Here is a 23,328-nt window from a genome sequence, read left to right as displayed (position 1 = left end):
TGACCAAGATGGCAAAATCGATGCCGGAAATGGAAGAATATAAATATGGCTTCCGCGACGAGCACAAGGCGATCTTCCAGTCGGGCAAAGGCCTGACGCCGGAAATCGTCCGCACGATCTCGGAAATGAAGGGCGAGCCGGAGTGGATGCTGAACTTCCGCCTCAAGTCGCTCGACCAGTTCAACAAGATGCCGATGCCGAAATGGGGCGGCGATCTGGACGATCTGGACTTCGACGACATCCAGTACTACGTCAAGCCTTCCGAGAAGCAAGGCAAGACGTGGGAGGAAGTGCCGCAGGAGATCAAGGAGACGTTCGACAAGCTGGGCATCCCGGAGGCGGAGCAGAAGTTCCTCGCCGGCGTCTCGGCGCAGTACGAGTCCGAGGTCGTCTACCACAGCATGCAGGAAGACCTGGAGAAGCAAGGCGTCATCTTCACGGACACCGATACGGCGCTGCGCGAGCATCCGGAAATTTTCCGCGAGCACTTCGGCACGGTCATCCCGCCGGCCGACAACAAGTTCTCGGCGCTCAACAGCGCGGTCTGGTCCGGCGGCAGCTTCATCTACGTGCCGAAGGGCGTGAAGTGCGAGATTCCGCTGCAGGCTTACTTCCGGATCAACTCCGAGAACATGGGCCAGTTCGAGCGCACGCTCATCATCGCGGACGAGGACAGCTTCGTGCACTACGTCGAGGGCTGCACCGCTCCGGTATACAGCACCAACTCGCTGCATAGCGCCGTCGTCGAGATCATCGTCAAGAAAAACGCGCGCGTGCGCTACACGACGATCCAGAACTGGGCGCCGAACATCTACAACCTCGTCACCAAGCGCGCCGTCGCCGACGAGAACGCGACGATGGAGTGGGTCGACGGCAACATCGGCTCCAAGCTGACGATGAAGTACCCTGCGGTCATCCTGCGCGGACGCGGCGCCAAGGGCATGGTGCTCTCCATCGCCGTCGCCGGCAAAGGCCAGCACCAGGACGCGGGCGCGAAGATGGTCCACCTGGCGCCGGACACGACGTCGACGATCGTCTCCAAGTCGATCTCCAAGCACGGCGGCAAGGTCACGTACCGCGGCCTCTGCTCGTTCGGCCGCGATGCCGAGGGCGCCAAGGCGAACATCAAGTGCGACACGCTCATCCTCGACAACCAGTCGACGTCGGATACGATCCCGTACAACGAGATCAAGAACGACAATGTCACGCTCGAGCATGAGGCGACGGTCTCCAAGGTATCCGAGGACCAGCTCTTCTACCTGATGAGCCGCGGCCTGAGCGAAGCGGAAGCGACGCAGATGATCGTCATGGGCTTCATCGAGCCGTTCACGAAGGAGCTGCCGATGGAGTACGCGGTCGAGATGAACCGTCTCATCAAGTTCGAAATGGAAGGTTCGATCGGGTAAGCAGTAAGGGGCGTAATTAAAGGGATTTCAGGGAGTTTTTCGGGGCTCTGATACCGTGGTGATACCGTTCAGTCAAAAGCGTCCATTGCCTGGTGCTTGCGTTCGGTGTATAAATGACCGTAGGTGTTGGCCGTTTGCTTGATATCATCGTGGCGCATCAGCTCTTTAACCAGGTAGATATCCTTTCCTTTGTTAATGAGATGAGACGCGTAAATATGTCTTAAATCGTGTATTCGGAGCTCGGGAAATACCAGTTTGTACTTTTTGCTAAAATGCGAATAATGGTAGGGATTGGCACCTCCGAAAACATAGTAACTTTCGTTGAATCCGTAGAACTTTTCTGCGGATTCTTTTTTATTGCCGCAAGCGCCTTGCTTATGAAAGTCGGGAATGGATTATAGCCCACACTTCCGGCCGTTTTTGTCGTAGTCGTTTCCCGTGTTGTGATGTCTAGCGTTTTGTTCACACGAAGTTGATTGACTTCAAGATCGATATCATTCCAGTTAAGTCCGAGAGCTTCACCGATGCGTAAGCCGGTGTAAAAAAGCAACTGCGCTAGCTCTTTGTAGTGTAAGTGCTCAAGTTGCTGGGCACGTCGATCAAAATCATCTCGCTTAATAAAATTACATCCGCTCCCTCGAGGCGACCGCCGAGAAGCAGAAGGCGGAGATCCGGACGCTCGGCCGCCGCGGCATGCAGCACAAGGCGACGGGCTGGACGGGCACCGGCACGATGACGATCTACTACGTCACGTCCCGCTTTCGTCAGTTGATGTACGACTACATCAAGAACGGCAAGGATACCTATTTCTGGATTCAGGTGACCAACCAGGATCCGTCCTCGTCAATAGGAAAGCAGATGGTCATCCTGCGCGGCGTCAACCTCGACAGCGTCGTCATGGCGTCCCTCGATACTGAGTCCGAGGCGCTAGAAGAGAGGTCTCCTTTACGTTTGATGACGTCGACCTGACGGAGCAGTTTACCAAGCCGGTGCTCGGCGGCACGGCCACGACTCCGCCGACTCCGCCCGCGTAGACGACTCCGTAACGACAAACCCAAATAACTAGCCCCACGATGTGGGGCTTCCAGGAGGAAAAGCATGACGAAGAACATGGCGTTTTTCATGAAGGGCAAGGTGACGCACGAGGCAATTCAGGAGGAAGTCGCCATCACGAAGCGCTTTCTCGATGACAAGGGCGAGCCGATCCCGTTCGTTTTCACCAGCCTGCCGCCAAAGCGAATCGAGGAGCTGCAGGAGGACTGCACGCGCAAGGTGAGCAGAAAGGGCAAGGTCGTCGACGAGGTCTTCGACGCGAAGCGCCTGGGCTTGCGCATCGCACTCGAGTCGACCGTCTACCCGGACTTCCGATCGCCGGAACTGCTGTAATCCTACGGCGTCGTGGATCCGGCGGACGCGGCGCGAGCGGTGTTGTCCGTAGGCGGCGAGTACCTGGAGTGGATTTCGACGGCCAGCCGCATCAACGGCTACGGCGAGCAAGATGAGGACCTGGTCGAAGACGCAAAAAAACTAATTAAGTCCGGTGAGCGGGATGCCGTCATGGCTCACTTTGCCCTGCATAAGCTGCGCATTCTGCCGCAGGACCTGTGGGGGATGGATCCGCATCACCGGGCGTTTATCTACGGCTCCATCGAGCAGTGGGTGAAGGATAACCCGCCCCCAAAGGAAAATAATGTCGAAAACTTGTTGCCGTAGACGGGCTGACATCGTATCCTTTGTTTGGGAGGGATACATATTGACGCGATTTTTGAAATGGGCATGGCTGCCCGTGCTGCTCACGCTGATCATTAGCGCTTGTTCCGCTGGGGAAGACGCTCCGGCGAAGGAGGTGGCTGCCAGCGCCTCGCCGGCCTCGCCGGCCTCGCCGGCTTCGACAGTTCAAACAAACAAGGAAAATTGGGTATTTGAACAGCTAAAAATTCCCCATGAAGATGTTATTTATGATGAGGTAATAAGTGAAAACGACAAGAATTTTGGAACGATAAAAATAAGATATGCCAAATTGCTTGTAACCGATTTAATTAAAATGGACGCGGCGATTGCGCGTTATCTTCAGGACAATTATAAAAACCATGACGGCATTAGAGTTCATGTTATTGATAAAAAAAGGAATAGCAAATATGGATACTTTGTGGGGTCTACAGGTGCAGCTTCCTTTCTTGACGCCGAGCAAGCTACATCCTACCCGAGCGTAAGCCTTGTGGTCGATAGTTTCTTCATTCCTAATGTTTCTCCGGATAGAGAAGGGATAACAATCAGGGAATTCGCCGAGAAACTTGATGAGATACAAGTAGAATTCGGGGGCGTAAGAGAAAAGAGCGCCGCTGAGCATCAAAGTCTCTATGGTAATGGGTTGCAGTTCTTTGCAAATATCGATGGTGCTGAGCTTGCCGAATTTGAAAATGAAGAACAAGCAAGAGAGTGCAAGGAGCGGCTAGAAAAAGAATTAGGGTCAGGTGAATACGCAGATTTAATCCTTCAAAAGGGGTACTTGGTTGTGTGGATCCACGATTCGGAAAAAGAAGAGCTATATCAAGACGCATTTCTATCCATGACTCCGTGAGGGGTCATTTTGTATAGCCTGAAAGGAGGAACCCACATGTCGAAGCTGACAACGATGTTTGCGCTGCAGGACCGCATGACGCGCAATCTCCGTAAGCTTGAACAAGGTATGTCCAATAGTTCCTTTAAAATGTGATTCTAAATTCGTTTTTCTTCTTTTTGTATGTAATAAATTACAGTTAAGGAAACAAATGCGATGGTAGAAATTACAATACATTTTAGTTCAGTTTATTTTTTACCATTTAAGCCTCCAAAAAATCAAGAGTAGTTGTATTGCAATATAGCAATACAAGTTGCGACAATTATTCAAATGTTATTCTTAAAGAAAAATTTAACCTTAGCTAATGCTATTTTATCCTATATTAATGAGGAAATCTCTAAGCCCTAGGATAATAGGCCTGAAGGTTGTCGTCATAGGAGATTGAGAAAAACATCTATTAAACCTTCTAATCTGAGTGCAAGCATTAAGCGCAGCAAGCACTATTACAAAGTGCTTAAAGCTAATTATGACGTGCGCCTTAAAATATCCATAATATCAAATATAATACCTAATTGAACTCAGTTTAATTAGATGATAAGTCTTAAGCGGTCAAAAAATGAGGGGAACGAATGTTGCTCGGTGTCGCTGTCATCTACTAGGACGCGCCAGGTGCGATCAGCAAGCGCGACATGAAGATTTGGGCGATCGCCGAGGGACGGCTGCAGGGGTTACGACCGGGGCGCGTGCTCCGCGCACGTTGCTGCTGGAGCGGGTACTGGCGAGGGAGCTGGCGGACGTAAAAAGAGCCAGGCGCGGGGCCTGACATGGGTTTATTACAAGATTAAAGCCTGCCGGTTTTATTAATCGGAGGAATTTTTTAATGTATTGTTTAATTGGGGCGGGGGCTGTATAGGCTTTCCGCTCTTTTTTTTGTGTAATATCTTCATGCCTTTAGCCACAAGCTTTAGAAATTCCCGCTCATAATCCTCCAGTTTCTCTCTTCCCAACATCTTCACCCCCAGTATTTAATTTGAGAATTCACTGATACCACGAATGATACCGTTTTATGCGAAGAACAGCGCAAGAACTGCAATTTCTAGTGCGTATTACGGCAAAAATCGCGATTCTTGCGTCTTTCTTACTTCGTTACGCCTAGTTCATGTCGAGATGGAAGGTTCGATCGGGTAAGCTTGGTTTGCCGGTTTTTTCGGCAGCAAGCAATCCGTTGCCCGCAATTTGCCCACGAATGAAAGACCGTTCCGCAATGATGTTGGAGCTTTGTTCCTCATCTAATGCGGAACGTTCCATACGTATCCAGAGTGACCTTCCACGCTTGCGTGGCTAAGGCGCTCGGATACGTTTTTTTATTTGCGTCGGCTTCCACATCGGCCGGTTCTTCATCCATTTACTTGCTGTAAAGCAAAATCTTTGCCTAAAACGTCTATTAAGCACCGATGCTTGGATAAATTCCAAGGGATGTAAATGAGTTTGTGGTTAATCTGCTATTTCCTTTAGGAAGGAGGTGAAAACAATAAAAAGGATTTTCAAGATCGTCCCTGCAACAGCTCTTGGCATATGCTTGTTGGTTGGCGGGGCCTCTATTTTTGCAAATGGAGAAGACGATAAAAACAAGAATCCCAGGGCAGACATCGGAGCCAATTTTAATGTCACCGTGCAACAGAAAGCTTCCCCGGAACAACTAAAAGTACTCGAAGATACGGTTGGAATGATTGTCGATCCTTTTGGCACGTTCAAACGAGTGGATAAGGAAAAGGACCTTTCCGCCTTTTCCTCAACCGAAATAGCTGAAAGCGAAGAAAGCATTCATGCCCATACAAAAGTGTTAAACTTGGCGAACGGTGTTTTTGTAAAGGAATAGGGTTTAGCCTTAGATATGCTTCCGGACGATCTCGGGTCTTTTTGACGAAGAGGTGGACGACGACGTTTTGCCGACTTGGTCCTGCGTAAGTTGAACGGAACGATTCTCTATTTGACTGCAACTAGATAAGTATGTAAAAAAATTCCCGAGAATCTGTCTGAAGATTCTCGGGAATTTCACTCTCAAGCTGACATCAGCGCTCGAACATCTCCACGACGCCGAGCGGATCGAAATAAAGCGTGAACCGGTCGAGCACGACCATCTGGCCGTACTTCTCCTGGTAGTGGACGATCGACTCCTGCAGGAACGCCTCGGTCACCTCCAGGTAGTCGGCGATCTCGAAGGCGTTGCGGCAGCCGGCGAGATAGGCGCCGATCAGCTCCGACAGCGGAACGAGCTTCTCGTAGCCCCAGTTGCGAGCGAGCTTCTCCTGCTTGCGGTTGGCGATGACGGACTGGTCGGTGATGTCGCCCGCGGTCGTATGGTAGTGCCCGAGCTCCTCCGCCAGGATGCACGCCTTGTCGGCCGACGTGCGCAGGCTGCGGCTGAGCAGGATCGCCTGCACGGCGCGCGTTTCCATGTACAGCCCCTTGATCGGTTCAGGCAAGTCGGCGTCCTCGCGAAGTAGGATGGGCGTCTGCTTCAGCAGGCGTTCATATTTGGACATAACCTCTCTCCTAAACGGGTCCTCGTGTCGTTCGTTACGGCTTGGCCAAGGCGATGCGCAGCGCGAGCTTGATCTGCTCCAGCTCCTGGCCGGTCAGCGGCCCTTCATGACCGATCCGGTGCGCGGCAAGCGTCAGGATCTGCTCCTCCGACAGCTCCAGCTCCAGCTCCTGAAGGCTGGGGGAGGCGGCCACGGAGCCGGCGAGCAGATAGTCCGAGGAGACGCCGAGCAGCTCCGCCAGCTGGCTGAGCTTGTCGCTCGGCGGGGCGCTCTTGTCCCGTTCGTAGCTGGATATGTTCGCTTCCGACATCTGGAGCTTCGACGCGAGCTGCATTTGAGTCAAGCCTCGTTTGACCCGGTATTCCCGTATTCGTTTGCCGAGCGACATGACGGTCTTTCCTCCCTTTTCCATCTGCCTCTTGCTCAAATATGATTTGAGTGTTATGCTTGTATTCCGCCAAGACACTCAAAGCATATTGGTCTTTATGGAAGCATTATACCTTGAAATAGCATTCTCGACAACAAGCAGTTGAAATATGGAAATAGACTGTCTTCAACTCAAATTAAATTTGAGTCGCTGGAAAGGAGCTTGAGCAGGATGGAACGACTCGACAATCGCGCAGCGGCGGTGCTGGAGCGGAAGCCGCTGGACGAGCTGCTGGATGAGCTGGACAATCGGCAGGTAGAAAGCCTGGTCCGCGACGAATGCCGCCGCTGGCGCGAACTGAAGATGCAGATCAAGGTGCTCGGCAGTTATTCGATCGGAGCCGGGATGACCGTCAGCCGCCTCAATCAGGAGGACCAGCTGCAGGACCTGCACCGCCGTCTGAAAGGGATGCCTTCCTATATGTACCTGAGCGCTCGCGAGCAGAAGCTGGAGACGGTCGCTCATGCGTACCTCGAACCGGACAAGCATCCGCTCGGCACGAAAGCGCAGCTGGCGGCGATCCCGACAAGAGGGCATGACTTGGAGGACGACCGGCTGCTGAGGGAGCTGAGGGGCAAGCTGGAGAAGGTGATCGAGGCTCGCGCAGGGCGGATCGGCGATTATGACGCGGTGCTGGAGCGGATGGCGAAGCTGCAGCGGCTGCAGGCCGAGCTGGAGCAGCTGGATGAGACGATGCGGCTCGCGGAGGAGCAGCAGGAAGGGTACGGCAGCCTGATCCGGCTGTATTACGTCGAGAAGCGGACGGCCGAGGCTTGCGCGATGGAGCTTTGCATCTCCCGCCCGACGTTCTTCCGCTGGAAGCCGCAGGCGGCCCGGCTGTTCCTGCGGATTCGGGAATGGCAGCGGGATTGAAAAGACTACCGCTGAGCGGCGGCAGCATAGGATTTGTAAAAAGGACGGAGCGCCAAAAGCGCTCCGTCTTTTTCATGTGCGGAAACGATGCGCCGAAACGCCGCGTGGAGACAGCCTTCGCCCCGGTGAGACTCCAATGAGACGGAGTCGAGACGCGCATGAGACGCAGTTGAGCCGCTGAGGCCGTTTTGGCCGTGGTAAGATGCTAGTATCAGGAACGATGACAAGAGACGAGCCGCCCCTAACCGGGCGGCTTTTGTCGTTCCTGTGCCCGCCTGCACGAACAGAGGCCGAGAGCATCGACGTTCGGGCCGATCTGAAAACGGCGGGAAGCAAGAAAAGAAAGGAGGGGCTGGCATGGGAGGAATCGCAGCCTGGAGGCTGGACGATCCGGACCAGCTGCTGCGCAAGCTGAGGGAGCTGGAAAAACGGGCGCCGGTCGAGCTGGAGCGGCATCTGCTGGAGCAGGCGGAAGCGGCGGCTCGATCCGCTGCGGCGCGGATGCCGCCGGGAAGCAGCGAGCTGGCGAAGGGCTGGCGCGTGGGACCTGTGAAGCGCGCGAGCCGGGTGCTGTCGGTGGAGATCAGCCACCCGGCGCCGGAAGCCGCCCGTCTCGAGTACGGGACGGAGGGCGAGGGCGGTCAGCGGGGGCGCTTCATGCTGGCGCTCGCGCTGGCGGAGCTGGAGCGTGACTGGCCCCGGCGGCTGGAGAGCGTGCTGGAGACGCTGTTCTCCGGGAAAGGAGCAGGCCGATGAGCGGAAGCTGGATCGACGTGCTGCTGGCCCGGCTGAGAGAAGCGTTCCCGGACTACGCGGTGTCCGCTGGCCCGTCGGAGCCCCCGCCGGCGCCGCCGAGCCTGGAGCTGGCGGAGCTGGCGACCGAACGGCAGCGGCTGCTCGGCGGCCGCTGGCGCGAAGCGCATCGGCTGGCGGTGATTTGCCGGTCCGCGGAGCGGGCCGACCTTGTCGCGGAGCGCTTGCTGCCGCTGCTGGCGGCGGTGCCGCTGGCGGACGGTCGGTTCGCCAAGGGATCCGCCGTAAGCCGCGAGCTGGCCGAGGGCAAGGTCGTATTTACATGGAGCGTCAGCCTGAACGGAGCGGATGAGACGGAGCGTCCGCCGCTCATGGGGAGCTTGCGCGAGGAGGTCGAGCCGAATGCCGTTTAGGAAAAAAGCAGGGAAAGCGGTCGAGGCGTCCCATCCGGACGTCAGGCCGCCGCAGCAGGCGAGCTTGGAGCCCGAGCGGTCGAAGCCGTCGGAGCCAGACCGAAGCGATGCCGCGAGCCCGGAGCCGCGCTTTACGAAAGCGGCTCTGCTGGGCAGCCGCAGGTACAGCGCCTGCAAGGATCTGATCGCCGTGCTGGTCGGCGACGAAGAGCGCTGCGGGCTGGAGGAAGTCGAGCGACGCATGGAAGCATTCAAACAAAAGGAGGCCAACTAGATGGCTGGAGGCATGTTTGCGACGATGAACAAGGTGCGACCGGGAGTGTATATCAATTTTGCGACGGAAGGCACGGCGGTGACGACGGGCGACAGGGGCACGCTGGCGCTGCCGCTGCCGCTGTCGTGGGGAGAGCCGCGCCGGATCACGGTGCTGGAGGCCGGCGAGAATCCGCTGGAGAAGCTCGGCTACGCGCTCAGCGCGCCGGAGCTGACGCTCGTCCGCGAGGCGTCGAAGCGCGCGGGCAAGCTCCTCGTCTACCGCCTCAACGGAGGCACGGCGGCCAAGGCGACGCTTGGCGGCGTCACCGCCGAAGCCCGCTATCCCGGCGTGCGCGGCAATGATCTGCGCGTCTCGATCGAGGCGAGCGTGGACAAGCCGGGTCAGATGGAGGTCGCGACGTTTGCCGGAGGCTCGGAGGTCGATCGCCAGATCGTGCTGAACGGACAAGGCCTGAAGGCGAACGCGTGGATGGTCTGGACGGGCTCCGGCGCCCTGGAGGCCACGGCTGGCGTTCCGCTTGCTGGCGGCACGGACGGAGCGGTGACGAACGAGGATTATGCCGGCTTCTTGCAGGCGATCGAGCTGCAGGACTTCCATGTGGCCGTGTATCCGGGGACGGATGTCACGATGAAAAGCCTGTTCGCGGCGTTCGCCGCCCGACTGCGCGAGGAGGAGGGGCGCAAGATCCAGGTCGTGCTGGAAAACTACGTCACGGCCAATCATGAGGGCGTCATCAGCGTGCGCAACGGCGTCACGCTGGAGGACGGCAAGGTGCTGACGCCGGGGCAGGCGGCGGTCTGGGTCGCGGCGGCGACAGCAGCGGCCGGTCCGGCCGAATCGCTGACTTACGCCGTTTACGAAGGCGCGAGCGACGCGTCCCCGCGGCTGACGAACTCGGCGACGGCGGCGGCGCTGCTCGGCGGCGAGTTCGTTTTCACGGCCCGCTCCGGCTCGGTCGTCGTGGAGCAGGACGTCAACTCGTACCACAGCCCGACCCCGCAGAAGGGCCGCATTTTCGCCAAGAATGCCGCTCTGCGCGTGCTCGACGGCATCGCGACGGACTTCAAGGCGACCTTCGAGAGCCTGTACATCGGCAAGGTGGGCAACAATCCGAACGGCCGCGCGCTGTTCCGCAAGGACTGCGTGAAGCTGCTGGAGCAGTACCAGGAGCTGGGGGCGCTGCAGAACTTCGACACCTCCAAGGACTTGACGGTGGAGCAAGGCGCGGAGGCGGATGCGGTCGTCGTATCCGTGGCGGTGCAGCCGGTCGATGCGATCGAAAAAATCTACATGAAAGTACAGGTGAGCTAAATGAGCGTAATGAAAGCGGGAGACACGATTGCCGGGCACTCCGGAACGGCCTATGCCACGATCGACGGACAGACGGTGGAGATGTTCTATGTGAAGAACCTGCGGGCGACCGCCAAAAAAAACAAGGCTGACATCAAGACGCTCGGCAGCCGCAACGTGCAGAAAAAGGCGGCGGGCTGGGAAGGCACCGGCACGATGACGCTGTATTACGTGACGTCCCGCTTCCGCGAGATGATGCGCGATTACATCAAGACCGGCGTGGACACCTACTTCGACATCCAGGTGACCAATGACGATCCGGCTTCTGCCGTCGGCAAGCAGATCGTCACGCTGATCGGCGTCAACCTCGACGAGGTCGTCATGGCCGCGCTCGACGTGGAGTCGGATGCGCTCGACGAGGAAATTCCGTTCACGTTCCACGACGTCAACATTGGCGAGCCGTTCAAGGACATCCAGGGACTGGGCTGATCCGGACCGGACCGCCGGGAGCGGGTTCGGGCAGCAATCGTCGAGCCGATCCGCGAGGCTAGCAAGCACTTATTGCCGGGAGCGTCCGATGCGGGCGCTCCTGTTTCATCATCCGATTTTCCATTCCAAGGAGGAACTATTCATGTCCATGAAGCTGTTTTTTGCCCAGAATGCCGTCGCCGCCGAAACGCAGGAGGTCGTCGTCTCGGACCGATTCCGCGACGAGTCGGGCCGGCCCGCCGCCTGGAAGCTGCGCGCCATCTCGGAGGAGCTGAACGAGGAGCTGCGCTCCGCCTCGATGAAGCGGACGAAGGGGAAGGGCGGGCAGGCGATGCCGGAGATGGACTACAACGCCTACCTTGGCCGCATGGTCGCGGCCTGCGTCGTGCACCCGGACCTCAATGACGCCGAGCTGCAGCAGTCGTACGGCGTGCGCGGCGCGGCGGCCGTCGTTCGCAAGATGCTGCTGGCGGGCGAGTTCGCCAATCTGGCGGCCAAGGTGCAGGAGATCAACGGCTTCGACCGCGAGGTCGGCGAGCTGGCGGAAGAAGTAAAAAACGACTAGAAGAGGGGGAAGGCGAGTGGAATTATGCGTACTTCGCCCTCAATGAATATGGGGTGCTGCCATGGGAATTCGCAGAGCTGGGAACGCGGCGCAAGGCCGCGCTGATCGGCATGATCCGCGTGCGGCTGGAAGCGGAGAAGCAGGCTCGGCTCCAATCCTCGCGGAGCGGCAAGCGCCGATGACGGAAAGGGGGGAGGGAAGCGATGGCGACATTGCAGGCGACGATCCGGCTGTATGACCGCTTCAGCGCCGAGCTGCGGCAGGTCAATCAGACGCTGGAGCGGACGATCCAGCTCAGCGACAAGCTGCAGCGCCAGCTGGCGAAGCCGCTCAAGGTGTCGGTGCAGACGAGCGGCGCGCATCAGGAGATCAATGGCGTGATGCAAAGAATGGGACGGCTCCGGCAGTCTCGATTCGCCCTGCAGGTCCGCTTGAATGTTCCGGAGGAAGACATCAACCGGCTGCGCAAGCAAATTCAGAAGAGACTGGAAGAGCCGTTCAAAGTGAAAGTTAAGGCGATAGGGGACATGCAACCCAGCAGTTCCGTAAAATCAGGCTCCGCATCGCCTGGAAGCGGCGGAGTCGGAGCAAAAGCATCTGTTCAGGCGCCTGGAATTGCAGCTCTTGTCTCTTCCGCTCTGGCAATTTCTTTTGGAGCTGCCGTGCCTATGTTCAAGCAATCGCTAGGGCAGGCAATTAACCAGCAGGAAATGATGACACGCTACTCGGTAGCAGCTGGCAGCGATGCTGGTGGAAAAGTTCTTTATGACGCGGTAAGCAAGCAGGCACTCGCAGCAAACGTCAATCCGGCCGAAGCACAGCAGTCTGCGCTGTCCTTCCTCAAGGTGACAACCGACCCCGCTCAAGTGACGGCGCTCAATCGAATGGCGATGAGGATGCAGAAGCTCAATCCGTCGAGCAGCCTTAAAGACACAACGGGGGCAATGAGCTTGATGATGAATGGCGATTCAACTGCGTTGCTGAAAGGACTTGGCATCTCCCAAAAGCAGCTGAAGGAAAGCGGCGCGGACAAGGCGGTCGCCTCGGGCAACATGGAGGGTTTCATGCGCGCGATGGACGGTCTGCTTGCCAAGCAAGGCATGAGTGATGCGGGCTTCGACAAACTTACTTCAACGCCAGCATCAAAAATGGCTGGCATCCAGCAGCAGGCTCAGGTCAAGCTTGGTGAAGCGGGCATGCCGGCTTTAGAAGCGCTCGTGCCGGTCATGGACAAAATCATGGCCGCCTTTGAATCCGGCAAGTTGGATCCGTTCTTCAACGCGCTCTCAACAGGATTGTACATCATGGCTGAACTGTTGGCAGGAGCCGCCGATGCTGCATTATTCTTGCTCAATCTATTTCTAGCCCATGGTCAGACCGTGGCAGATATCCTTTCGGTTCTGGCGATGGTGCTGCTGCCGCTTTTGGCCGTCTGGCTGTGGAGCTTGGTCGCGCCGATTTTAGCGATGGCTGCTGCCTTTTTCATGGCGAATTGGCCGCTGCTCCTGATCATTGCTATCGTTGGCTTGCTCTTGTTCGCTCTGTTGCAGATGGGAGTATCGGCAGGCGAAATCATTGGTTTTATCGTTGGACTGTTTTTGGGGCTAGGAGCCGAAATCTACAATGTTGTCGCGACCGTCTGGAATTTGTTCGCCAGTTTTGCCGATTTCCTCGTCAATCTTTTCATCGACCCCATCTACGCCGTGCAGAAGCTGTTCTACGATCTGGCGATGATGTTCGGCAATGCCTTGTATGAAATGCTGCTCATGACGGAGTCCTTCGCGGGCGGATTCATGCAGATCATTCTTGAGGGCATCAATGGAGTCATTGGATTGGTAAACGGATTGGGAGCAGGCATGGCCAAATTGTTTGGTAAAAAATATACGGGAATCGCGACGCTGAACGTGAATAATCCCCATGCTTTGAGCGATTCATTGAAGCAGATGTTGGATGGAATTGAAGAACCTACCTCGGACAAGGACATTTACGAGGCTAAGCGCATGGACGTTTTGGATTCATCAAAAATCGCTCAAAACGGGCAGGACAAGACCGTTGCTTGGTTTAATAGCCTCTCTCAAAAAACAAAAAAAGAAAAAGATCCTGACGAAGACCCTTACCAAGGTAAAGACAAGTGGAAGGGCGGCGGCGGCATGGCCGACAAGCAGAACAGCATGATGGGAGGGGCAGGAGCTGGTGCGGCCCCGGGCGGAACCATCCCCAACATCGGCAAGGTCAACGAGGTCGGCAGCATCGGCAGCGAGGTCGACATCGGCAGCGAGGAGCTGAAGGTGATGCGCGATCTGGCCGAGATGAAGGCGATCCAGAACTTCGTCACGCTGACGCCGACCGTGCAGGTGACGACAGGGCCGATCCACAAGCAGGTCGACGTCGACGACGTGGTGCGCAAGATCGCCGCCAGCATGGAGCAGGAGATCGAGTCGTCCGCCGGTGGCGTGTACGCTCGCATTTAAGTTCACCACCAAGCGCAGCATTGCGCGGAAAGGAGGTCGGCCATGGCCATACCGATTCGGGTCAACCCTCAGCCGGCCAAGGCGTTCTCCGGCATCCGGCTCGACTTCAACCACGGCACGGAAGGCTGGGAGCTGCCCGTGCTGCCGGCCAAGCTGTCGATCCGCAGGAGCGGCTCCGGCAAGGACTACAATCTGCTCGGAGCCGGACCGATCGCGACGATCGAGAAGCCGGGACTAGCGGAAATCGAGTTCGAGAGCTTTTTCCCCAGCCAGCCTGGCCCCTACGTCGCGACAAGGCGCATCCTGAAGCGGCCGGAGCAGTTCGCCGACGACATCGGCCGCTGGATGCGCTCCGGCTATCCGCTGCGGTTCATCTATGCGCGCCACTTCGACCGGTTCGAGAATCCGTACACGCTGCAGATTCCGATGACGATCACTGGATTCGACCGTTGGGAGGAGGCCGGCTCGCCGGGCGACGTGTTCTACTCCCTCAAGCTGAAGGAGTACGTGTTCTACGCGCCGGTGAAGCTGCAGGCCGTGAAGACGGCGGCCGGAACGACCGCCGTGGCGAAGGAGCCGGACAAGCGGCCGGACCTCAAGGTCCCGCCGAAAGCCTACACGATGGTCAAGGGCGATACGCTCAGCCGCATCAGCATGAAGCTGTACGACGGCGACAGCAGCCGCTGGCCGGAGATCCAGAAGCTCAACGGAATCGGCAACTCGGAGCTGAAGCGGCTGCAGATCGGCCGCGTGCTTCAGGTGCCGCCGCCGAAGGGGTGAGGGCATGCTGAAGATCGAGCTCGACCTGCGCGACGGACGGCTGTGGGACATCACCGGCATGGCAACCGAGCTGACCTGGAAGACGTCGCGCATCGGCAAGGCGGGCACGCTGGAATTTTCGATGATCCGGGGACCGAGCCTGGCGGCGCAAAGCCAGCTGCCGATCGCTCCGGGCAACGTCGTGCGGGTGAGCGACGACGGCGTGCGGCTGTTTTACGGCTATGTGTTCACCCTGGAGGAAGACGAGGACCGGGTCGTGCGCGTGAAGGCGCAGGACCAGCTCCGCTACCTGCTGGAAACGGACACGTACGTCCGCACGAACGTGACGGCGACCCAGGTCGTCCGCGACCAGGCGCTGGCGATCCAAGCCCGGCTCGGCCCTATCGCCGACACGGGCCATCCGATTCCGAAGTTCAGCCAGGACGGGCAGAAACGGCTGGACATGATTTTCAAGGCGTTGGACGACACGCTGCTGGCGAAGGGGAGGCTGTTCGTCTTCTATGACGATGCGGGCCTGCTGACGCTGCGCGACGTGGCCGACATGAAGGCGAAGGTCGTCATCGGCGAGAACAGCCTGCTGACGGGCTATTCGTCCAGCCGCAGCATCGACAGCGAGACGTACAACCGCATCAAGCTCGTGCGCGACAACAAGAAGTCCGGCGGGCGGGACGTCTACATCGAGCAGGACAGCGCCGCGATCGCCCGCTGGGGGCAGCTGCAATATTATCAGAAAGTAGACGAGGGCCTCAACGAGGAGCGGATCAAGGAGATGCTGAAGCAGCTCCTCCAGCTGAAAAACCGCGAGCAGCGGAAGTTCAGCCTGGAGGCGCTCGGCCATCCGACGATCCGAGCCGGTTCGGTCGTGCAGGTGTCGATCCCGCGACTCGAGCTGAATCGGAACTTCCTGGTGGAGGAATGCACCCATAATTACGCCGGCCGGTCCCATACGATGCAGCTGGAGCTGTACGTCATCGACGGCATGGTGAAGGAAGGATGAGCGAATGAGCATCAACGATTCCATCAAGCAGATTCTGGCTCGCTCGCTCGACGCGCAGCAGCTGACGAAGGCGGTGTTCGGCAAGGTGACGAGCCTGGCGCCGCTGGAGGTGGCCGTCGAGCAGCGCTTCACGCTGCCGGCGGAGCTGCTCGTCGTGCCCGAGCATCTGCAGGAGCTGGCGGTGGAGCTGGGCGGGGAGCGCGTCGTGCTGAGGCGCGGCCTTGAGCCCGGCGACCGGCTCGTCCTGCTGCGCTCGGAGGGCGGCAGCCCCTACGTCGCGCTGGGGAGGGTGGACGCATGAGCGTGCCGGAGCAGACGGGACTGGATTGGACGGCGGCCGAAGAGATCGAGCGGCCGAGCTTGACCTATCCGATTCATCTCGACGGGCGGACGGGAGGACGCATCGACGGGCTGGCCGCGATGCGCCAGTTCGTCTTCAAGCAGCTGTCGACCGTGCGCTGGGAGCATGAGGTGTACACGGGAGAGATCGGGCTGGAGCGGTCGAGCTACGACATCGAAGCGGCCGTCGAGGAAGCGCTGCTGGCGGACAGCCGCGTGCTGGCGGTCGAGGACATGCAGACGAAGCGGGAAGGAGACGGCGTGGCCTTGACGTTCACGGTGCGCACCGTCTTCGGCTCGTTCAAGGAGGAGGCGAAGTCCGGTGTATGAGCATCAGACGTACCGCGAGATCATGGGCCGCATGCTGGCCCGGATTCCGGAAGAGCTGGACAAAAGGGAAGGAAGCGTCATCTTCGACGCGCTCGCGCCCGCGGCGGCCGAGCTGGCCGAGCTGTACGCCGAGCTCGACGTGCAGCTGGCGCTCTCGTTCGCCGATACGGCGGACGGGGAGTACTTGACGCGCCGCGCGGCCGAGCACGGGGTGCGGCGCAAGGCTTCGAGCCGGGCCATGCGGCTCGGACGGTTCTACGGCGCGGCCGGCGGCCCGGCGGAGGTGCCGCTGCGCTCGCGCCTGGCGGCGGAAGGAATCGCCTACGAGGTGGCGGAACGGCTCGCGCCGGGAACGTACCGCCTCGCAGCCGAGCAGGCCGGGCGGGCCGGCAACGAGGTGGCGGGAGCGCTGCTGCCGCTGGACTATATCGACGGCCTGGCTCGCGCCGAGCTGGCGGACGTGCTCGTGCCGGGCGAGGACGAGGAGGGCGACGCCGAGCTGCGGGCCCGGTTCTGGCAGGCGGTCAGCGAGCAGCCGTTCGGCGGCAACATCGCGGATTATCGGGCCAAGATCGGCGGCCTCGCCGGAGTCGGCGGGGTCAAGATCCATCCCGCGTGGAGCGGCGGCGGGACCGTCAAGGCGACGGTCATCGGCAGCGACTTCGCTCCGGCGGCTGCCGCGCTGGTGCAGGACGTGCAGGCGGCGATCGATCCCGAGTCGGCGGGACAAGGCATCGGGCTCGCCCCGATCGGCCATCGGGTGACGATCGTAGCGGCGGACGCGGTTCCCGTAGACATCGCCACGCAGCTCACGCTGCGCGCCGGCGTCAGCGCCGTCCAGCTGGAGCGGGACATCGAGGCGGCGGCCGGAGCGTATTTGCTGGAGCTGCGGCGCGTCTGGGCGGGCGAGAGCCGCCTGATCGTACGCATCTCTCAGCTGGAGACGAGAGTGCTCGCGCTGCCGGGCGTCGAGGATATCGGCGGCACGACGCTGAACGGCGCGCCCTCCAATCTGGAGCTGGAAGCCGACGAGGTGCCGGTGCTCGGGACGGTGACGCTGAATGGCTGAGCCGCTGATCGGGAAGCTGCCGGAATTTTATCAGGAGAGCCGCGAGATGACGGAGCTGTTCCGGTCGGAGGATGCGGAGGTCGCGTCGGCGGAGCAGGCGCTGGCCCGCCTGCTGGACGACCGCTTCGTACTGACCGCATCCGTGGAGGCGGTACGCCGCCATGAGCGGCTGCTCGGCATCCGGGCGGATGAATCGCAGGAATCGCCGGCGTTTCGGCGAATGCGGGTCGTCAACCGGTATTCGACGAAGCCGCCTTTTACGCTGCGCTACCTGCAAGAGAGGCTGGACGATCTGGCCGGACCGGGACGCGCGCTGGCGCAGGTCGACCTGGAGGCGCATGTGCTGACGATCTCGGCAGCGATTCAGAACGCGTCGCTGTTCCGCGAGGTGGAGCAGACGGTGACCGCGCTGAAGCCGGCGAATCTCGTCTATGTGCAGCAGACGGCGGTCGCGGACACGCTCCGGCTGAGGGAGGGCATCCGCTATCGCCGGCTGGCCCGCGAGACGACGCTCGGCAGCTGGAAGCTCGGCGCGACCGGATTCACGACAGAGAAGGAAGAGGGGATCGTACGATGATCGAGGCTTCGCTGATTCAGGACGTAGCCGCTTATGTGGACGGGCGGATCGCGCGCGTTTCTCTGAACGGCGGCGCGGTGCTGCTGACGGAGTTCACGCTCAAGCGGGCGGCGCAGGGCGTCGTGGAGCTGAGGTATTACATTCCGGCGGAGGCGGTCGGGACGGTGCACCGGATCGAGCTGCAGGATGCGGCCGGCAAGACGCTGAGTGTGAATGATGTGCAGATTCCGATCACCAGCGACACGCTCATGCTGCAGTCGGTCACAGTGGAGGAGGGATAGACGATGGCAAAAACGGATTGGAAGTTCAACGATGTCGTCACCGAGGCGGATCTGAACGCGCTCGGCGGCGAGGTGAATGCGGCGTCCGCCCATGCGGCGATCGTGGAAGGAGCGCACGGCGCGACGAGCCAGGCTTCGCCCGGCAAGCTCATGCAGCGCGACGCCGCCGGCCGCGTCAAGGTGGCCGCCCCGGCGGCCGCGGACGACGCCGCGCGTAAGGCGGAGGTGGACGACGCCAAGGCTCAGCTTGCTTCCCATAGCTCTAATTCAAACGCCCATGTATCGGAGTCGGATAGAAGGCTGTGGAATGGCGGTCCTGGATCAGGTTTGAATGCCGATACCGCAGATGGGTTCCATTTTGATCAAGATCTGCAGAAGGCAGCCAATCCAAGCTTCAAATCGATGACAACGACTCAAGGAACCAGTTCGGGTGGTCAGGTTCATTTGATGATGAAGTACAACGGCAATAATTATGGCGCAATCGGATTGGATGGACCGAGCGTCGCAGGAAATGGAGGAGGAAATTTATCCTTCTGGACCTATGACAACAGCGGAGCCTTTATAACAAAAGGGCTGGATATAGCTCGATCCACCGGAAACGTTACCATCCCCAACAAGCTGAATCTAGGCGGGGGCGGCGGTTCAAATCTCAACCTTGCTGACTCTCCGATCTATTTCCGCGGACAAAATGCGTCAGATGGAAAGCATTACGCGGTCTACGAAAACGCAGCAGGTTCTACAGATGGCATTCGAATGGTTGGAAACAATACGATTCGTTTGGGTACTTTTTTTGACACTCTTAATTGGGCTCCAATATTATCGTTGAACGGTCCCTCTTCTTCAAATCAATCGGCCGTCCATATTGAACGTCACGGGCATGCAAAGGCCGTCAATTCTGCATCATCGTTTCCTCCAGCAGGCATTACTCCTGCCGCATCGATTGTAAACTGGCAAGACCATCCGGCGGCAGTAGGGCTCATTGTGGCAAGCCGGTATATGGCAGATGCGAGCGCCATTTTAGATGTGGGAACGATTGGAGCCAATGCGTGGCAGCCCTTCTTCAAAGTGACCGGAGTGGGCAACGCCAGAGTATCTGGCACGTTGGCGGTAGGCTTTAATGGAGGATCAGGCAGAAGCAATATGAATACTCAAGCAGTCGTCGATCTAGCGATCGGCGATCATGACACGGGGCTGCTATGGAATGGAGACAACAGCATTTCAATGTACGCCAACAGTCAGCAGAGCGCTTATTGGGATGCAACAGGCGTCAGAGTTGTGAAATCCTTCAGCGTAGGCGGTACGAAATCTGCTGTTGTATCAACCGCAAGTTATGGAGATCAACTTCTTTACGCCGTGGAATCGCCAGAAAACCGTTTTGAGGACTTTGGCGAATCCATTGTAGGAGAGGATGGAGTATCCGTCATTTCCATGGATCGCATATTCCTTGAATCGGTGGAAATCAGGGGGGAAGACTACCAAGTCTTTATCCAAGGAATGGACGAAGGCGCCTTTTACGTCCCTGTGCGCGATTCAAGCAGTTTTGTTGTCAAGGGAAAACCCAATTCCAGGTTCATGTATCGAATTGTGGCATGGCGTAGAGGCTATCATTCTTTGCGCTTCAACCACGCTCAAGGATTCTAGATTCATTTTCAGGAGGTTAAAGCATGAAAAAACAGATTAAATTGCTGGCAGTAACCCAGAACTTTGATATGGATGGAAATATCAATCAATTCCGAATCCATTATCAAATTATTCAATCGGGTGCAATCTTGCTCAGCAACGCCATGATGGTCGTTCCGGTTGATGAGAAGCTCGACTTTTCTGAAGAGTTGACGCTATCGAAGAGCTCTTTGGACGGATATCAGGATGGACAAAGGAAACTTGGAGAAAGCAATGTTCTGATGTACTACTCGGTGCTTCTAAGATATCTTTCTCAAAAGATCAAAACTAAAGAAAACGCCGATGAGGTCCTTCTGCCAGCGAGCGTCTTATAGCGTCTTTCCCCTCCCCACCGTTCGAAAGGAGAAACCCGGCATGAGCAGACCCGAGAATCAGCTCCAGGCGATCGTATCCCAAGTGGTGAAGCTCGAGACGCTGCAGGAAGTCAATACTCGGGCTCTCGGCGAGTTGGCCTCCGGAGTCACGCGGCTCATCGAACGCCTGGAAAAAAGCGACGAGACGGCGCGCGAGGCCGCCCAGCGGGCGCGCGCCGCGCATCACCGGATCGACGAGATCCGGGCCAGCATCGACGGCATCAAGCAGGGCCAGCGCTGGCTCATCACGACCTCGTTCACCCTCATCGGCCTGGCGGCCTCGCTGCTGGGCCTTGTTTTCAAGATTCTTGAATAAAGGTAATCAAAGGAGGCTCGCATCCATGGACTGGACCCTCATCCAGACGATGATCCGTCCCGAGCTGGCCGGCGTCGTCGCCGTCTGCTGGATCATCGGCTACGGCCTCAAACGGACGGCCGGCATCCCGGACTGGCTCATCATCTATCTCGTCACCGCGAACGGCATTGGCTTCGCCGGCTTCACCGCAGGCTGGACGGCGGAAGGCGTGATGCAGGGCATCTTTTGCGGCGCCGTCGCCGTCTACGGCAACCAGCTCGTCAAGCAGACCGCCGAGGCGATCCGCAAGGAGGGAGAAGATGCTTGATCCCGGCTATCCGATCGAGCGCCGCTACATCCGCATCCGCCCCGAGACGAGGCCGGGCCTTCGGCTGACCGCCGGAGGCCCGGCTTTTTTCGTCGCTCACGATACCGGGAACCCCGGCGCGACGGCGGAGGCGCATTTCCGCTACTTCGACCGGCAGACGGAGCGGTACGCCTCCGCCCATGTCTTCATCGACGACCAGCGCATCCTGGAGATCATCCCGACCGGCACCGGCAGTGAGCCCGCAGAAAAGGCGTACCATGTCCAGCGTCAGGCGCCGGAGGACAATCGCCGCTTCGGCGCAGACGCCAACGACGCCGCGCTCGGCATCGAGCTGTGCTACGGCGGAGGCATCCGCTTCGAGGCGGCCTATGACCGATACGTCGCTTATTTGGCCTATTGCTGCGCCAAGTGGAGCAAATCGCCGTCCACCCATATCGTCAGCCATAGCCAGCTCGATCCGGCGCGCAAGCGGGATTGCGAGCAGGCGCTGGCGACGGGAGGGCGAACGCTGCGCCATCTGATCCGGGACGTCGAGGCGAGGCTGGACGCATGGCGCAAAGACGCCGCAAGCTCGACCGAGACGGGAATCCGTCCGCCTGCGCCGTCCGATCCTCCTTCGACCTGCCCCGCGGCAAGCCGGGGAGCCGCATCCTTGGCAGGTAGTCAAGCCGGCCTTGCCCTGCCGGTTGCCCGGCTCTCTTCCGATACGTGCGCCCATCTCATCGTTTCGTACATCCAGCCGGCATGGCAGGCGCGCAAGGCGGCCGGCGACGAAAGCGGGGCGGCCCACTACGCGCGGCTGGCGGATCGGCTGCGTCGCAGCGCGGACGGGGAGGGCCTGCTCAGAAGCAACGCCGAGGAAATCATCAGCGGCTGGCTGTCGCCCGCCTGGTTCAAGGCGGCTGCGAAAGGCGAAAACCCGGAGCGGTTTGCCCGTATGGCCGACGAGCTGCGGAAATGTGCGGGAATTCCGCTGACCGGGACCGATTTGTGATAAGATCGGCATAAATCGGTTCGCGGAAAGGAGCCCTCCCATGTCATCCGGTACTTCTTTGGCGCTCATCATCGCCTTCTTGCTTGTCGTGTTCGTCTTCGTCTCCAAATCGAACGGCTCCAAAGCAAAAGCCGGGCGCGGCGCGGCTCCACGTTCCCAAGCGAGCATCCGTCGGGATCCCGTTGCGGAAGCCGGCCGTGAAACGGAAGGCTGGGAGCGTCTCGGGGCGCTGCCGGACGCTCCGGTGCAGGACACTCTCGCCAAGCTCGAGCGTGCCCTTCCCGCCGACTACGTCGATCGGCTGCGGCAGCGCTATTTGACCGAGCATCCTGAGTGCTCGCTGGAGCGGTTCGAGCTGCTGCTGCTCGAGCTGAAGCGGTACTTCGTGCTGTGCTCGCTGCTGCGCAGCGTGCCGATGTTCAGCGACGAGGTGGACGGAGTCTGGCATGAGATGCTGATGTATACCCGCGACTACGAGCGCTTCGGCCGGGAACTGACCGGCGGACCGCTGCATCACGAGCCGGCGGCCGAAAGCGTGCCGGACCCCGGCGGCCGCGCCTGGTTCGATCTGGCCTACGCGGCGCTGTTCCGGTTTCACGCCTTCGCTCCTGTCGCCTGGGGAGGATTTTTCCGTCATCCGCTCGACGAAGAGCGGCTCCGGCGGCTGCAGGACGACGAGGAGCGGGAGCTGCGTTCAGCGCTGATCCGTCCCGAGGCGGACGAACGGCTCGCCTCCTATCTGCTCGATAAGCTCCGCCGTCAGGCTGCCGAAGTACGCGAGGAACGAAGCGCCGATCGCGGACGCTCGTCCTCTCCAGCGGCTGCGAGCAGCTACGCCGATCCCGGCTATGGCGCGATGCTGGGCGGGGCGATGCTCCTGAGCTCGATGGGCGGTTCGTTCGACGAGCAGATGGAGCAGCATCTGCCGGAAGAGGAGCGGCAACGCTCTCAAAGCAGCTGTTCGGCGTCGGGTTGCGCGAGCGGCGGCTCGTACGATGAGGGCGGAAGCGGCCGTTCCGATAGCGGAAGCGGAGGCGGCTCCTCCGACGGAGGTTCGTCGAGCAGCTGCTCCTCGGGCAGCAGCTGCTCGTCCAGCAGCTGCGGAGGCGGGGGAGACTGAGCCTTCGGTGCAGCGTCTTTCACGGGTGCCATAGGAAGTCCGTTGCCGCTCCATTCGAGCGGATGACGAGTTTCTCCGAATTTCTCCTCTCCCTTCGACTCGGAAGACGCGGCCC

General features: G+C 59.2%; 30 protein-coding genes and 1 pseudogene. 27 read left to right on the top strand and 4 right to left on the bottom strand.

Features of this window, described 5'->3' with window-relative positions:
- Nucleotides 1-8: 8 nt before the first annotated feature.
- Nucleotides 9-1,406 (top strand): Fe-S cluster assembly protein SufB, encoded by a 1,398-nt coding sequence (sufB, locus tag HGI30_RS17140; protein ID WP_168908669.1) that lies wholly within the window; start codon nt 9-11, stop codon nt 1,404-1,406.
- Nucleotides 1,407-1,474: 68 nt separating this feature from the next.
- On the opposite strand, the gene HGI30_RS23470 is transcribed toward sufB, so the two are convergent.
- On the bottom strand, nt 1,475-1,621 hold the full coding sequence (locus tag HGI30_RS23470) for a hypothetical protein (protein ID WP_268957840.1): 147 nt from the start codon (nt 1,619-1,621) through the stop codon (nt 1,475-1,477).
- A gap of 5 nt (nt 1,622-1,626) precedes the next feature.
- Nucleotides 1,627-1,956, bottom strand: coding sequence for a tyrosine-type recombinase/integrase (locus HGI30_RS23285; protein WP_235680166.1), 330 nt, complete (start codon nt 1,954-1,956; stop codon nt 1,627-1,629).
- Nucleotides 1,957-2,030: 74 nt separating this feature from the next.
- On the opposite strand from HGI30_RS23285, the pseudogene HGI30_RS17130 reads away from it, so the two are divergent.
- The 5 genes and pseudogenes from HGI30_RS17130 to HGI30_RS17110 form a co-directional block, all read left to right on the top strand.
- Nucleotides 2,031-2,440, top strand: a pseudogene (locus HGI30_RS17130) (phage tail tube protein); the annotation flags it as partial.
- Between the two features lie 64 nt (nt 2,441-2,504).
- Complete coding sequence (locus tag HGI30_RS23665) at nt 2,505-2,792, top strand: phage tail assembly chaperone (RefSeq protein WP_168908668.1); 288 nt, start codon at nt 2,505-2,507, stop codon at nt 2,790-2,792.
- A 39-nt stretch (nt 2,793-2,831) separates the two neighbouring features.
- Nucleotides 2,832-3,119 (top strand): hypothetical protein, encoded by a 288-nt coding sequence (locus HGI30_RS23660; RefSeq protein ID WP_168908667.1) that lies wholly within the window; start codon nt 2,832-2,834, stop codon nt 3,117-3,119.
- Between the two features lie 40 nt (nt 3,120-3,159).
- Nucleotides 3,160-3,987, top strand: coding sequence for a hypothetical protein (locus HGI30_RS17115; protein WP_168908666.1), 828 nt, complete (start codon nt 3,160-3,162; stop codon nt 3,985-3,987).
- Nucleotides 3,988-5,488: 1,501 nt separating this feature from the next.
- Entirely contained in the window at nt 5,489-5,845 is a 357-nt protein-coding gene (locus HGI30_RS17110) for a hypothetical protein (RefSeq protein WP_168908665.1), read from the top strand.
- Between the two features lie 193 nt (nt 5,846-6,038).
- Here the strand turns inward: HGI30_RS17110 and HGI30_RS17105 are convergent, their stop codons facing one another.
- Both HGI30_RS17105 and HGI30_RS17100 read right to left on the bottom strand, forming a co-directional pair.
- Entirely contained in the window at nt 6,039-6,512 is a 474-nt protein-coding gene (locus tag HGI30_RS17105; RefSeq protein ID WP_028599156.1) for an ImmA/IrrE family metallo-endopeptidase, read from the bottom strand.
- 34 nt (nt 6,513-6,546) lie between these two features.
- Nucleotides 6,547-6,924, bottom strand: a complete 378-nt coding sequence (locus HGI30_RS17100; protein WP_235680165.1) for a helix-turn-helix domain-containing protein — start codon at nt 6,922-6,924, stop codon at nt 6,547-6,549.
- Nucleotides 6,925-7,110: 186 nt separating this feature from the next.
- On the opposite strand from HGI30_RS17100, the gene HGI30_RS17095 reads away from it, so the two are divergent.
- The 21 genes from HGI30_RS17095 (at nt 7,111) to HGI30_RS16995 (ending at nt 23,213) form a co-directional block, all read left to right on the top strand.
- Nucleotides 7,111-7,812 (top strand): RNA polymerase subunit sigma-24, encoded by a 702-nt coding sequence (locus HGI30_RS17095; protein ID WP_235680164.1) that lies wholly within the window; start codon nt 7,111-7,113, stop codon nt 7,810-7,812.
- A 357-nt stretch (nt 7,813-8,169) separates the two neighbouring features.
- Complete coding sequence (locus HGI30_RS17090; protein ID WP_168908664.1) at nt 8,170-8,568, top strand: HK97 gp10 family phage protein; 399 nt, start codon at nt 8,170-8,172, stop codon at nt 8,566-8,568.
- Complete coding sequence (locus HGI30_RS17085) at nt 8,565-8,978, top strand: hypothetical protein (RefSeq protein WP_168908663.1); 414 nt, start codon at nt 8,565-8,567, stop codon at nt 8,976-8,978. Before HGI30_RS17090 ends, HGI30_RS17085 begins: the two co-directional genes overlap by 4 nt.
- Nucleotides 8,968-9,252: a hypothetical protein gene (locus tag HGI30_RS17080; protein WP_168908662.1), complete on the top strand. Its 285-nt coding sequence runs from the start codon at nt 8,968-8,970 to the stop codon at nt 9,250-9,252. The genes HGI30_RS17085 and HGI30_RS17080 overlap by 11 nt, the downstream gene beginning before the upstream one ends.
- Nucleotides 9,253-10,566: a phage tail sheath family protein gene (locus HGI30_RS17075; RefSeq protein WP_168908661.1), complete on the top strand. Its 1,314-nt coding sequence runs from the start codon at nt 9,253-9,255 to the stop codon at nt 10,564-10,566.
- Nucleotides 10,567-11,034, top strand: coding sequence for a phage tail tube protein (locus HGI30_RS17070; RefSeq protein ID WP_168908660.1), 468 nt, complete (start codon nt 10,567-10,569; stop codon nt 11,032-11,034).
- Between the two features lie 142 nt (nt 11,035-11,176).
- Complete coding sequence (locus tag HGI30_RS17065; protein ID WP_168908659.1) at nt 11,177-11,599, top strand: phage tail assembly chaperone; 423 nt, start codon at nt 11,177-11,179, stop codon at nt 11,597-11,599.
- A 203-nt stretch (nt 11,600-11,802) separates the two neighbouring features.
- Nucleotides 11,803-14,070, top strand: coding sequence for a hypothetical protein (locus HGI30_RS17060; protein WP_168908658.1), 2,268 nt, complete (start codon nt 11,803-11,805; stop codon nt 14,068-14,070).
- Between the two features lie 42 nt (nt 14,071-14,112).
- The gene (locus HGI30_RS17055) at nt 14,113-14,850 is read left to right on the top strand and encodes a LysM peptidoglycan-binding domain-containing protein (protein WP_168908657.1); all 738 of its coding nucleotides are present in this window, start codon (nt 14,113-14,115) and stop codon (nt 14,848-14,850) included.
- Nucleotides 14,851-14,854: 4 nt separating this feature from the next.
- Nucleotides 14,855-15,847 (top strand): XkdQ/YqbQ family protein, encoded by a 993-nt coding sequence (locus HGI30_RS17050; protein ID WP_168908656.1) that lies wholly within the window; start codon nt 14,855-14,857, stop codon nt 15,845-15,847.
- Between the two features lie 4 nt (nt 15,848-15,851).
- The gene (locus HGI30_RS17045) at nt 15,852-16,148 is read left to right on the top strand and encodes a DUF2577 domain-containing protein (protein ID WP_168908655.1); all 297 of its coding nucleotides are present in this window, start codon (nt 15,852-15,854) and stop codon (nt 16,146-16,148) included.
- Nucleotides 16,145-16,516 (top strand): DUF2634 domain-containing protein, encoded by a 372-nt coding sequence (locus tag HGI30_RS17040; RefSeq protein ID WP_168908654.1) that lies wholly within the window; start codon nt 16,145-16,147, stop codon nt 16,514-16,516. Before HGI30_RS17045 ends, HGI30_RS17040 begins: the two co-directional genes overlap by 4 nt.
- Nucleotides 16,509-17,585 (top strand): baseplate J/gp47 family protein, encoded by a 1,077-nt coding sequence (locus tag HGI30_RS17035; RefSeq protein ID WP_168908653.1) that lies wholly within the window; start codon nt 16,509-16,511, stop codon nt 17,583-17,585. The genes HGI30_RS17040 and HGI30_RS17035 overlap by 8 nt, the downstream gene beginning before the upstream one ends.
- The gene (locus HGI30_RS17030) at nt 17,578-18,162 is read left to right on the top strand and encodes a putative phage tail protein (protein ID WP_168908652.1); all 585 of its coding nucleotides are present in this window, start codon (nt 17,578-17,580) and stop codon (nt 18,160-18,162) included. Before HGI30_RS17035 ends, HGI30_RS17030 begins: the two co-directional genes overlap by 8 nt.
- On the top strand, nt 18,159-18,443 hold the full coding sequence (locus tag HGI30_RS17025) for a ketopantoate hydroxymethyltransferase (protein WP_168908651.1): 285 nt from the start codon (nt 18,159-18,161) through the stop codon (nt 18,441-18,443). Before HGI30_RS17030 ends, HGI30_RS17025 begins: the two co-directional genes overlap by 4 nt.
- 3 nt (nt 18,444-18,446) lie before the next feature.
- Complete coding sequence (locus tag HGI30_RS17020; RefSeq protein ID WP_168908650.1) at nt 18,447-20,084, top strand: hypothetical protein; 1,638 nt, start codon at nt 18,447-18,449, stop codon at nt 20,082-20,084.
- A 23-nt stretch (nt 20,085-20,107) separates the two neighbouring features.
- Nucleotides 20,108-20,437 carry a hypothetical protein gene (locus HGI30_RS17015; protein ID WP_168908649.1) on the top strand — a complete coding sequence of 110 codons (330 nt, stop codon included), beginning with the start codon at nt 20,108-20,110 and terminating at the stop codon, nt 20,435-20,437.
- A 40-nt stretch (nt 20,438-20,477) separates the two neighbouring features.
- Nucleotides 20,478-20,792 carry a hypothetical protein gene (locus tag HGI30_RS17010; protein WP_168908648.1) on the top strand — a complete coding sequence of 105 codons (315 nt, stop codon included), beginning with the start codon at nt 20,478-20,480 and terminating at the stop codon, nt 20,790-20,792.
- 25 nt (nt 20,793-20,817) lie between these two features.
- Nucleotides 20,818-21,099, top strand: coding sequence for a phage holin family protein (locus tag HGI30_RS17005; RefSeq protein ID WP_168908647.1), 282 nt, complete (start codon nt 20,818-20,820; stop codon nt 21,097-21,099).
- Entirely contained in the window at nt 21,092-22,093 is a 1,002-nt protein-coding gene (locus HGI30_RS17000) for a peptidoglycan recognition protein family protein (RefSeq protein WP_168908646.1), read from the top strand. The genes HGI30_RS17005 and HGI30_RS17000 overlap by 8 nt, the downstream gene beginning before the upstream one ends.
- A 40-nt stretch (nt 22,094-22,133) precedes the next feature.
- Entirely contained in the window at nt 22,134-23,213 is a 1,080-nt protein-coding gene (locus tag HGI30_RS16995) for a glycine-rich domain-containing protein (protein ID WP_168908645.1), read from the top strand.
- The last annotated feature ends 115 nt before the right edge of the window (nt 23,214-23,328 follow it).

This window comes from Paenibacillus albicereus (assembly GCF_012676905.1).
GTDB lineage: Bacteria > Bacillota > Bacilli > Paenibacillales > Paenibacillaceae > Paenibacillus_O > Paenibacillus_O albicereus.
Note: the sequence above shows the minus strand (reverse complement) of the source record. Positions and strands in the feature narration are given on the sequence as shown.